9 protein-coding genes are annotated in these 10516 nt (G+C 68.2%); 6 read left to right on the forward strand and 3 right to left on the reverse strand.

Annotation, left to right across the window (positions count from 1 at the left end; translation table 11 throughout):
- Positions 1–271: 271 nt before the first annotated feature.
- The gene (locus ACGFY9_RS24810; protein WP_393757491.1) at positions 272–1753 is read left to right on the forward strand and encodes a cellulase family glycosylhydrolase; all 1482 of its coding nucleotides are present in this window, start codon (positions 272–274) and stop codon (positions 1751–1753) included.
- Positions 1754–1818: 65 nt separating this feature from the next.
- The gene (locus tag ACGFY9_RS24815) at positions 1819–3534 is read left to right on the forward strand and encodes a glycoside hydrolase family 6 protein (protein ID WP_393757493.1); all 1716 of its coding nucleotides are present in this window, start codon (positions 1819–1821) and stop codon (positions 3532–3534) included.
- Between the two features lie 87 nt (positions 3535–3621).
- Here ACGFY9_RS24815 and ACGFY9_RS24820 read toward each other — a convergent pair whose 3' ends face one another.
- Positions 3622–4401 carry a phytanoyl-CoA dioxygenase family protein gene (locus ACGFY9_RS24820; RefSeq protein WP_393757495.1) on the reverse strand — a complete coding sequence of 260 codons (780 nt, stop codon included), beginning with the start codon at positions 4399–4401 and terminating at the stop codon, positions 3622–3624.
- Between the two features lie 124 nt (positions 4402–4525).
- Between ACGFY9_RS24820 and ACGFY9_RS24825 the strand changes: the two genes are divergently transcribed.
- Together ACGFY9_RS24825 and ACGFY9_RS24830 are read left to right on the forward strand one after the other, a co-directional pair.
- A complete protein-coding gene (locus ACGFY9_RS24825) occupies positions 4526–5413 on the forward strand; it encodes a class I SAM-dependent methyltransferase (protein WP_393757497.1) in 888 nt (295 codons plus the stop codon).
- A 101-nt stretch (positions 5414–5514) separates the two neighbouring features.
- The gene (locus ACGFY9_RS24830; protein WP_393757499.1) at positions 5515–6219 is read left to right on the forward strand and encodes an SDR family oxidoreductase; all 705 of its coding nucleotides are present in this window, start codon (positions 5515–5517) and stop codon (positions 6217–6219) included.
- 56 nt (positions 6220–6275) lie between these two features.
- Here ACGFY9_RS24830 and ACGFY9_RS24835 read toward each other — a convergent pair whose 3' ends face one another.
- Together ACGFY9_RS24835 and ACGFY9_RS24840 are read right to left on the reverse strand one after the other, a co-directional pair.
- The gene (locus tag ACGFY9_RS24835) at positions 6276–6968 is read right to left on the reverse strand and encodes a glycoside hydrolase family 75 protein (RefSeq protein ID WP_393757501.1); all 693 of its coding nucleotides are present in this window, start codon (positions 6966–6968) and stop codon (positions 6276–6278) included.
- A 187-nt stretch (positions 6969–7155) separates the two neighbouring features.
- Positions 7156–7992, reverse strand: a complete 837-nt coding sequence (locus ACGFY9_RS24840) for an aldo/keto reductase (protein ID WP_393757503.1) — start codon at positions 7990–7992, stop codon at positions 7156–7158.
- A 555-nt stretch (positions 7993–8547) separates the two neighbouring features.
- On the opposite strand from ACGFY9_RS24840, the gene ACGFY9_RS24845 reads away from it, so the two are divergent.
- Together ACGFY9_RS24845 and ACGFY9_RS24850 are read left to right on the forward strand one after the other, a co-directional pair.
- On the forward strand, positions 8548–9723 hold the full coding sequence (locus ACGFY9_RS24845; protein WP_393757505.1) for a glycoside hydrolase family 105 protein: 1176 nt from the start codon (positions 8548–8550) through the stop codon (positions 9721–9723).
- 4 nt (positions 9724–9727) lie between these two features.
- On the forward strand, positions 9728–10513 hold the full coding sequence (locus ACGFY9_RS24850) for a Tat pathway signal sequence domain protein (protein WP_393757507.1): 786 nt from the start codon (positions 9728–9730) through the stop codon (positions 10511–10513).
- The last annotated feature ends 3 nt before the right edge of the window (positions 10514–10516 follow it).

Consider the following 10516-nt stretch of genomic DNA (forward strand, 5'->3'; position numbering starts at 1 on the left):
TTCCTCCTTGCGGCTCGGAGAAGGTGGGGGCGGAGCAGCAACAAGCCTTGAACCAGTGGGAGCGCTCCCATCGTGAGGACGGGGGTGGGAGCCGTCAAGGTGCTTACGGAGTCGAAAAGATTCGACGGACGTGGGTTGAGGGAAAGTCAGCGAAAGTCTGTGACTCCCCTGTCCTTTGCCGTCACTTGGCGCTACCTTCCTGGACACCAGTGGGAGCGAATCCGTCAGTCGACGCGTCCGTGCGACGCGTCCGAGCTGCAAGGACTCGCTCATGCGACACCCCCCGCGTTCAATGCTTTTAGCCGTGGCCGGCGCGACCGCCCTTGTCGGGGCCATGGTCGTTCCGGTGGTCACGGCGTCCGGCGCCACTCCCGCGTGCACGGTGGAGTACTCGGTCACCAGCCAGTGGGACACCGGATTCCAAGGTGCAGTGCAGATCACCAACAACATGGCACCGGTGAGCAGTTGGAGCCTCAGCTTCGACTTCGCCGGCGGCCAGAAGGTCACCCAGGGCTGGAACGCCAAGTGGTCCCAGTCCGGTACGACGGTCACCGCCGCCAACGAGAGCTGGAACGGCTCGCTCGGCACCGGCGCGAGCGTCAGCGCCGGGTTCCTCGCCAACTGGTCGGGGAGCAACGCCGTACCGTCCGCGTTCAAGTTCAACGGCACGACCTGCAACGTCGATGCGGAGCCGACACCACCCACGTCGCCCCCGCCGACCTCACCGCCGCCGAGCGGCACAGCACCCGCACTGCACGTCTCCGGGAACAAGCTCGTGGACGCCGACGGCACCAACCGCCGTCTGCTCGGCGTCAACCGGTCCGGCGGCGAGTTCATGTGCGTGCAGGGCTACGGCATCTGGGACGGCCCGGTGGACGACGCGGCCGTCGCGGCCATCGCCGACTGGAAGGCGAACGTGGTCCGCATTCCCCTCAACGAGGAGTGCTGGCTGGGCCTTTCGAACATCAAGCCCGAGTACGCGGGCGCCAACTACATCGCCGCCGTGAAGGACCTGGTGGCGAAGGTCGAGGCGCACGGCATGACGCCGATCGTCGAACTGCACTGGACCTACGGGCAGTACACCGGCAACTCGGCGGGCTGCTCCGACGTGCACGCCACCTGCCAGAAGCCGATGCCGGACGCGCAGTACTCACCGTCGTTCTGGTCCTCGGTCGCCAGCACCTTCAAGGGTGACCAGGCCGTCGCGTTCGACTTGTTCAACGAGCCCTACCCGGACCGCGCGACCTCCACGACCACCCAGGCGTGGGAGTGCTGGCGGGATGGCGGCACCTGCCCCGGCATCGGGTACGAGGTCGCCGGTATGCAGGATCTCGTCGACTCCGTACGGTCCACCGGCGCCAAGAACGTGATCATGGCCGGCGGGCTCGCGTACTCGAACGACCTGAGCCAGTGGCTGACGTACAAGCCCACCGATCCGACCGGCAATCTCGTCGCCGCGTACCACGTGTACAACTTCAACACCTGCGCGAGCGAGAGCTGCTGGAACTCCACCCTCGCCCCCGTCGCGGCCCAAGTGCCGCTGGTGGCAGGGGAGATCGGCGAGAACACCTGCTCGCACGCCTTCGTCGACCAGGTCATGAAGTGGTTCGACGACCGCGGGCTCTCGTATCTCGGCTGGACCTGGAACACCTGGGACTGTTCCGCGGGTCCGTCACTGATCTCCGACTACGCCGGTACACCCACCGCGTACGGCATCGGGCTGCGCGACCATCTGCGCGCCCTCAACGGATAGGCGCCCTCAGCCAGACCGACAGCACCCGCAACCAACTTCCTTCACAGACAAGGAAACCCGCACTCATGAGCCGTACCAGAACAGCGTTGCTCGCTGCCTTGGTGCTCGTCGCCGGGGCCTCGGGGACGGCGGTCGCCGCCGCTCCCTCGGCGGACGTCGGCATCGCCGCGATCCCCTGCAGCGTCGACTACAAGGTGCAGAACCAGTGGGACACCGGCTTCACCGCCGCCGTCACGATCACCAACAACGGGGCCGTGAAGTCGAGTTGGGCCGCGAAGTGGTCGTACGCCGGTAACCAGAAGATCACCAGCGGCTGGAACGCGAAGATCAGCCAGAGCGGGACCGCCGTCACGGCGGCCAACGAGACCTACAACGGGAGCCTGGGGACCGGGAGTTCGGTCAGCTTCGGCTTCAACGCCTCCTACAGCGGCACCAACGCGCTGCCGACCACCTTCACCCTCGACGGCGTGACCTGCAACGTCGACGACGGCAGCGGCGGGGGAGGGGGCGGTGGCGGCACCGATCCCAGCGGGCGGGTCGACAACCCGTACGCGGGCGCCAAGGTGTACGTGAACCCGGAGTGGTCCGCGAAGGCCGCGGCCGAGACCGGTGGCAGCCGCGTCTCCAGCCAGCCCACCGGCGTCTGGCTCGACCGCATCGCCGCCATCAACGGCGTCAACGGAGGGATGGGCCTGCGCGCCCACCTCGACGCGGCGCTCGCCCAGAAGGGCACCGGCGAAGAGGTCGTCCAACTCGTCGTCTACGACCTCCCCGGGCGCGACTGCGCGGCCCTCGCCTCCAACGGTGAGCTCGGCCCGACCGAAATCGGCCGCTACGAGAGCGAGTTCATCGACCCGATCGCCGCGATCCTCGCCGACAGCAAGTACGCCTCGCTGCGGATCGTCACCACGATCGAGATCGACTCGCTGCCCAACCTCGTGACCAACACCGGCAGCAAGGCCACCGCCACCCCGCAGTGCGACACGATGCTCGCCAACGGCAACTACGTGAAGGGCGTCGGCTACGCGCTGAACAAGCTCGGCGCGATCCCCAACGTCTACAACTACATCGACGCCGGACACCACGGCTGGCTCGGCTGGGACGACAACTTCGCCCCCTCCGCGAACCTCTTCTACCAGGCCGCGAACGCCGAGGGCGCGACCGTGAACGACGTGGCCGGCTTCATCACCAACACGGCCAACTACAGCGCCCTGAAGGAGAACAACTTCACCATCAACGACAGCGTGGGCGGCGTCTCCGTGCGCCAGTCCAAGTGGGTCGACTGGAACCGCTACGTGGACGAGCAGTCGTACGCCCAGGCATTCCGCAACGAGTTGGTGTCCGTGGGCTTCAACTCCGGTATCGGCATGCTGATCGACACGTCGCGGAACGGCTGGGGCGGTTCGGCCCGGCCTACCGGTCCTGGTGCAACCACCAGTGTGGACACGTATGTTGACGGCGGACGCTACGACCGCCGGATCCAGGTCGGGAACTGGTGCAACCAGTCCGGTGCGGGTCTGGGCGAGCGGCCGCAGGCCGCCCCCGCGACCGGGATCGACGCGTATGTGTGGATGAAGCCGCCGGGTGAGTCCGACGGGTCCAGCACGGCCATCGCGAACGACGAGGGCAAGGGGTTCGACCGGATGTGCGATCCGACGTACACGGGTAACGCTCGTAACGGCAACAACATGTCGGGTGCGCTGCCGAACGCTCCGCTGTCGGGGCACTGGTTCTCTGCGCAGTTCCAGCAGCTGATGGCCAACGCGTACCCGCCGCTGTAGGTGCCGTTGATTGCGTCGCGTTTTTAGCTGCGGGCCGTATGTGGCTGGTCGCGCAGTTCCCCGCGCCCCTAAAGAGGGGCGCGGGGGTCAACCTTCGTTCGACAGGGCCCGGCGGATCGCCAACTCCACCACCGAATAGTTGCCGTTGGACCGTTCCAACTCGTACGGCACCGCCGGCATCAACGGTGGCTGGCCCATGAAACGGGGGTGGTCGCCATGGTGGGGCTGGGCCGCGTGGACCAGGAAGGGGTGGCAGAGGTAGACGTCGCCGGGGTTGCCGGTGGCGTGCGCGAGGGGGCGCCCGGCGGATGCCTCGGCCACCTTCGGGCCGAGTGTGAGCGACGAGGCGCCCTTCTCGCCGTACGGTTCGAGGACGCGTGGGACGTCGAGGTGGGAGCCGACCCGGATGCGCGTCGGCGCGTTCTCCTCCGTGACCTCGGTGTAGAGCATCAGCAGGGCCCGGCCGCGCGAGACCAGATTCGTGTACGGCCACTCGTGCTCCGCTCCCTCAGCTACATAGCTGCCCTCGATGTGCCAGCCGGCGTCGTCCGGTTCCGTCGGGTGCGGGAAGCGCAGGGGGAAGTTGCCGACCGAGTAGCGGGACTGCCATCGGCCGGCGCCCACCAGGAGGTCGAACGCCTCGTGCAGGGCCGGGGAGTTGACCGACGCGGCGAACGGTCCCTGGGCCATGTCGCCCACCCAGACCACGGGGTCCTTCCAGGTGCCGGGGTCCTCCGGGGCGTAACCCGTCTCCCTCCAGAGCAGCCGCGCGCAGTCCTCGGCGACCCGCGGTGGGAAGGCGCCCTCGATCTTCACGAACCCGTCTTCGAGGAAGCGTTCCACCATCACGTCGGCCGTGTCGTCCATACGGGCATGCTCGGCGACGGACGACCTGTTCCGCACCTCATTTTTTGCCGCTTCGGCAACGGAAGTGGCCGCCGGACGGTGCGTCGGCGCAGGCTGACGGCACGCGGACGAGAGGGTGACCACCATGGCGCACGACCACAACGAGAAGCACGCACACCACCACGACCACACCGACATCGACTGGGCCGTCATGGGCCCCCTGCTGGAGACGCAGGCGGAGCTGTTCTCACCCTTGTACGAGCGGGCGATGGCGTGGCTCGCGAAGGAGCGGACGGATCCGGGGCTGATCGTCGACGTGGGCAGCGGACCCGGTGTGGTCGCGTGTCTGTTCGCGGAGACGTTCCCGGGGGCCCGGGTCGTCGCGGTGGACTTCTCCGAACCGCTCCTGGAGCGCGCCCGTGCCCGCGCCGACCGACTGGGCTTCGGTGACCGCTTCGGCACGCTGACCGGTGAACTGCCCGAGGTCCTGGGGCAGTTGGAGTACCCCGCCGACCTCATGTGGGCCGGCCGCAGTCTGCATCACCTTGGTGACCAGCGGGCCGGTCTCGCCGCGTTCGCGGAGCGGCTCGCGCCCGGCGGCACCCTCGCGATCATGGAGGGCGGCCTGCCCTCCCGGTTCCTGCCCCGCGACTTCGGCATCGGCCGCCCGGGACTGGAGGCGCGGATCGACGCGATCGAGGCCGAGTGGTTCGCCCAGATGCGTGCCGACCTCCCCGGCGCCGTCACCGAGACCGAGGACTGGCCCGCCCTCCTGACCTCGGCCGGTCTGAAGCACACCGGCAGCCGCAGCTTCCTCCTCGACCTGCCCGCCCCGGCCCCGGACCGCGTCCGCGTCTACGTCGCGACCTGGCTGACCCGGGTGCGCGACACCTACGGCGAGGCGATGGACGCCGACGACCGGGCCGCCCTCGACCGGCTCGTCGACCCGCAGGACCCGGCGAGTGTGCATCAGCGCGCCGACGTGTTCGTGCTCGCCGCGCACACCGTGCACACGGCGGTGCGGGCCGGCTGAGACGACCCGTGATCTCGACGGCTTGACTTCGAGCCTGCTCAAGGTGATGAACTGCCCCTCCGACTGCGCGGAGTTCACCGACCCACGGGGGGACCATCACCATGAACGACAACTCTCACGTCGCGCTCATAACCGGCGGCGGCAGCGGGATCGGCGCCGCCGTCGCCCGTCAACTCCTCAGCGCCGGAGGCCGGGTGGCCGTCACCGGCCGCAGCGAGCAGCGCCTGTACGACTTCGCCGCCCAACTGGGCAACCCCGAGGGCCTGTTGACGATCCCCGGCAGTGCTGCCGAGTACGACGAGGTGCAGGCCGCCGTCGAGACGACGCTCAAGCAGTTCGGGCGGCTCGACGCGGTCGTCGCCAACGCCGGTGTCGCCACGCACGATTCGGTCGCCGAGGGCGACCCGGCCGGGTGGACCGAGATGGTGCTGACCAACGTCCTCGGTCCCGCCCTGCTGATCCGGGCGTCCGTCGACGCGCTGAAGCAGACACACGGCAGGATCGTGCTGATCGGCAGCGTCGCCGGGTTCGTGCACACGCCCGGCAACATCTACGGCGCGACCAAGTGGGCGATGACCGGTCTCGCCGAGAACACCCGGCGCGAGGTCACGGAGTTCGGCATCGGGGTGACCCTGGTCGCCCCGGGCCGGGTGGAGACCCCGTTCTGGGACGGCAACGGAAGCCTGCCGCCCGGCCATCTCCTCACCGCCGACCAGATCGCCGACACCATCCTCTGGGCGATCCGCCAGCCCGCCGGCGTCGACATCAACACCGTCGTCGTACGACCGATCGGGCAGCCCAACTGACAGACGTATGGGGCCCGTTGCCGCTGGGGAAAACGGCAACAGGCCCCATACGTGCGTCAGTTGTTCGCCAGGAACTGCTTCGCCAGCTGGTCGCCCAGGGAGACCGCCGCGCTGTGGCTCTCGATGGGGGAGACCGTCGAGTTCTTGAACAGGATGTACGTCACGCCGGAGTCGGCGCCGCCGGTCGCCGGGTCGGGGTCGATGCCGAGGGCCTTGGCCGTGGCGTACGAGGCCTCGCCGATGATGTTCGTGGGGCCGGTGTCGCCGACGACCGCGTACTCGACCTTGTTGTTGTAGACGACGGCGACCACGCCGCCGCCCTTGATGCCGTAGCTGGAGTACTTCCAGATGCTGCTGGAGCTGGGCACCACGATGTAGGGCAGTGAATCCGCCTTCAGGGGCTGGCCGTTGGACTGGTGGAACGCCGTGTCGTCCTGGTACCAGGGGTCGGCGTTCTCGTTGCAGTTGGAGGTGCGCTGGCCGTCGCAGTCGATGTCCATGTCGGCCTTCCAGAACACGGCGCCGTTCTTGCCGCAGACCGGGATGGTGGCCGATGTCTCGTCGTCGGTGCGGTACTTGCCGTTCGATATCTGCGAGCAGGACGTCACCTTGGAGAGCAGGTCGGCCGCGCTGACCGAGCCCTCCTGAGCCGACTTGGGGGTGGCGCCGGAGGCACTCGCGGGGAGCACTCCGGCGGCGAGCAGGGCGGCGCCTGAGGCCGCGGCGAGGGTCAGTGTTCGCATGCGCACTGTGGGGGACCCTTCTGTTAGGAAAGTTTCCTTACCGGGTGCGCAACAAGGTGGACCCGTCTGCATGCTCGCGTCAAGACCCTGGTACGAACCAAGTGGGCCGACGGCACGGAAAAACGACGCGCCCCGGAGCCGGCAGGCTCCGGGGCGCTCGCACTACCTGGGGTTCAGCCCATGTGCCTTGATTTCAGGCCGCGTTGAACGTCGACGGGTCGGGCCCCAGGCGCCGGTCCTCGTTCAGCGCGCTGATGGCCGCGAGGTCCTCGGTGTCCAGGCTGAAGTCGAAGACCTCGATGTTCTCCTTGATCCGCGACGGCGTCACGGACTTGGGGATCACCACGTTGCCCAGCTGGATGTGCCAGCGCAGGACGACCTGGGCCGGGGTGCGGCCGTGCTTCTGGGCGATGGCGACGATCGCCGGGACCTCCAGCAGACCGCGGCCCGAGCCGAGCGGCGACCAGGCCTCGGTCGCGATGCCCTGCTCCGCGTGGTACTCACGCGCCGCGCGCTGCTGCAGCTGCGGGTGCAGCTCGATCTGGTCGACCGCCGGGATGACCGAGGTGCCCTCGATCAGCCGGGCCAGGTGGTCGGGTTCGAAGTTGGAGACGCCGATGGCGCGCACGCGGCCGTCCGCGTACAGCTTCTCGAACGCCTTGTAGCTGTCGAGGTACTTGTCCCGGGCCGGGGTCGGCCAGTGGATCAGATACAGATCCAGGTACTCCAGGCCGAGCTTCTCCAACGAGACGTCGAAGGCGCGCAGCGTGGCGTCGTATCCCTGGTCGCTGTTCCAGAGCTTGGTGGTGACGAAGAGGTCCTCGCGCGGGACGCCGGACGCGGCGATGGCCTTTCCGGTGCCCTCTTCGTTGCCGTAGATCGCGGCTGTGTCGATGCTGCGGTACCCGGCCTCCAGCGCTGTGGCCACCGCCCGCTCCGCCTCGTCGTCCGGCACCTGCCAGACGCCGAAGCCCAGCTGGGGCATCTCGACACCGTTGTTGAGGATGATCGGGGGGACCTTGCTGCTCACGAGCTCTCGATCCTTCAGTCGTCGGGTGGTACTCATATCGTCAACGATCACGGGCCGCGCCGCATTCCTGACCGCGAAATCCGTCCGGACCCACCGGCGAGTAGGCGCCGTCCGCTGGAGATTGGCGAGAAATGCATCCGACCTTTTTCGGTCCGGACCATTGACCGCGGACCTTCATGCCGCAACGCTGAAGCACGCCATGGACGTGTCCGTGAACGCGATACGCCCATGTGAACATCTGCACCTGTTCGGACTCCGAGACCTCCCCACCCCTCAGGAGAGCAGGTATGCATACACGAGCTGACGCTGCCCGGGATCTTGTAGGCAGCGCATCGTATACAGGAAACGTCGGATGAAAAGGTGTGGTGAAGGCCTCGTCGACCACGGGTCCGCACGCCGAACGAACCTGCGAGGGCGAGCAGGTGCTCCTTCGCTTGGACCGACTGATCAGTCGGTCAATAGCAATGACGGGCGGCGCGGTGATCCCGGGCGCCGGGCCCGCGCCGGCGAACCCGCACAGCCCACTCGAACCGAACCGACGCGAAAGGGAGGAACATGAGACGCCGACGACTACGAGCGGCCTTGACCGCGGCAGCCCTCGCCACCGCCACCCTGACCGCGGCGGCCCCGCCGCTCGAAACGGTGGCGGCGGCGAGCCGCCCGGCCGCAGCGCCCGACTGGTCCGTGGCCGTGGTCGACTCCACCACGGCCCGCTACACACCGAGCACCATCGGCGGCTGGTCGTACCCGGTCGGCCTCTACCTCTACGGCCAGTACCTCACCTACAAGCGCACCCGCGACGCCCGCTACCTGACCTACATCAAGAGCTACGTCGACCGTTTCGTGAAGAGCGACGGCTCGATCGGCCAGTCCTTCGACAGCCTCGACAGCATGCAGGCCGGCCGCCTCCTGGTGATCCTGCACCACGAGACCGGCCAGGACCGTTACCGCAAGGCCGCCAAGAAGATCCGCGATCGCCTCGACACCTACCCGCGCACGGGCGACGGCGGCTTCTGGCATGCCGACAGCAGCAGCCGCGCCCATCAACTCTGGGCGGACGGCGTCTACATGGTGAACCCGTTCCTCGTCGAGTACGGCAAGGAGTTCGGCGACAGCGCGTACACGAACGACGAGGCGTCCAAGCAGTTGTACGTCTACGGCAGTCATCTCCAGGTCGCGAACGGCCTGTTGAGGCACGCGTACGACGAGTCGCGCACCGCGAGCTGGGCCGATCCGGTGACCGGACTCGCGCCGGAGCACTGGTGCCGGGCGGTCGGCTGGTACGCGATGGCCATCACGAACGTCCTCGACGCACTCCCCGCCGACCATCCGCGACGGCCCCAACTCCTCGGTATCCTGCGCCGGTTGGCGGCCGGACTGGAGAAGTACCAGGACCCGGCGACCGGCCGCTGGTTCCAGGTCGTGGACAAGGGTGCCCGCAGCGACAACTGGACCGAGACGTCCTGCTCCAGCATGTTCACCTACGCCCTCTCGCGCGGCGCCCAACAGGGCTACCTGGACCGGCACTACGCCGACGTCGCCCGGCGCGGCTACGAGGGCGTCCTCGCGCAACTCTCGGTCGGCACCGACGGCCGCACCGACCTCGCCGACATCTCCATCGGCACGAACGTCGGCGACTACGCGTACTACGTCGCCCGCACCCGGGCCGTGAACGACTTCCACGGACTGGGGGCCTTCCTGATCATGAACGAACAACTGCGAGGTGATTAGTGACATGAGCACGTCCAGAAGGGCTCTTCTGGGGGCCGCCGTGAGCGGAGCGGCCGGTACCGCGACGGGCCTCTTGGCCGCCGCCCCCGCGCACGCCGCCTCCTGGCAGCAGAAGTGGGCGCCGACCGCGGCCGGCGACGGCCTCGGCGCCTTCGAGACCGTCGAGGACGACCGCGCCGACTCGCACCCGGCCGGGCACCCGCACATCTACGCCACCGGAGACAACTGGCGCTTCACCATGCATACGGTCGACCGCGACACGTCGACCGACCGGCAGCGCCAGGAGGTCACCGGTCTGCGCACCGGCGGCAGTTACCTCAAGTGGACCCAGGGGCAGACCTGGCGGATCACGTACTCGATGTACATCCCCAGCTCCCTGAAGGCGACCACGACCTTCACCCACATCATGCAGATGAAGCAGCCCGGCAACGGCACCTCGCCGATCGTCGTGCAGTCCCTGCGCCGCGTGAACGGCGTGCAGACCATCGAGTTGAACCTGCCGGTCGCCGGAGTCCTGGTCGGCCGTACCGGCCTCGATCCGCTGCACGACCGGTGGACCGACGTCGACTTCCAGATCAAGGTCGGCGACGGCACGGCCGGTTCGGTCCGCTGGATCCTCAAGTCCGGTTCCACGACGGTGATCGACAAGTCGAGGACCGGCGTCGACACCTTCCTCGCCGACCGGGTGCGGCCCAAGTGGGGCATCTACCGCTCCCTCGGCGACACCTCCGGGTCCCTGCAGGACACCTACCTCCTGCTCACCGATCTCCGCGGCTACCAGCTCGTGTGAGGA

Origin of the sequence: Streptomyces sp. NPDC048504 (genome assembly GCF_043200035.1) — a bacterium.
In the GTDB taxonomy this organism is placed as follows: Bacteria; Actinomycetota; Actinomycetes; order Streptomycetales; family Streptomycetaceae; genus Streptomyces.

Bases quoted from the DNA above. Each gene is read 5' to 3' on its own strand.
- ACGFY9_RS24825 (WP_393757497.1), top strand. From the start codon at position 4,526: ATGGCGCACGACCACAACGAGAAGCACGCACACCACCACGACCACACC.
- ACGFY9_RS24845 (WP_393757505.1), top strand. From the start codon at position 8,548: ATGAGACGCCGACGACTACGAGCGGCCTTGACCGCGGCAGCCCTCGCC.
- ACGFY9_RS24830 (WP_393757499.1), top strand. From the start codon at position 5,515: ATGAACGACAACTCTCACGTCGCGCTCATAACCGGCGGCGGCAGCGGG.
- ACGFY9_RS24810 (WP_393757491.1), top strand. From the start codon at position 272: ATGCGACACCCCCCGCGTTCAATGCTTTTAGCCGTGGCCGGCGCGACC.
- ACGFY9_RS24850 (WP_393757507.1), top strand. From the start codon at position 9,728: ATGAGCACGTCCAGAAGGGCTCTTCTGGGGGCCGCCGTGAGCGGAGCG.
- ACGFY9_RS24820 (WP_393757495.1), bottom strand. From the start codon at position 4,401: ATGGACGACACGGCCGACGTGATGGTGGAACGCTTCCTCGAAGACGGG.
- ACGFY9_RS24815 (WP_393757493.1), top strand. From the start codon at position 1,819: ATGAGCCGTACCAGAACAGCGTTGCTCGCTGCCTTGGTGCTCGTCGCC.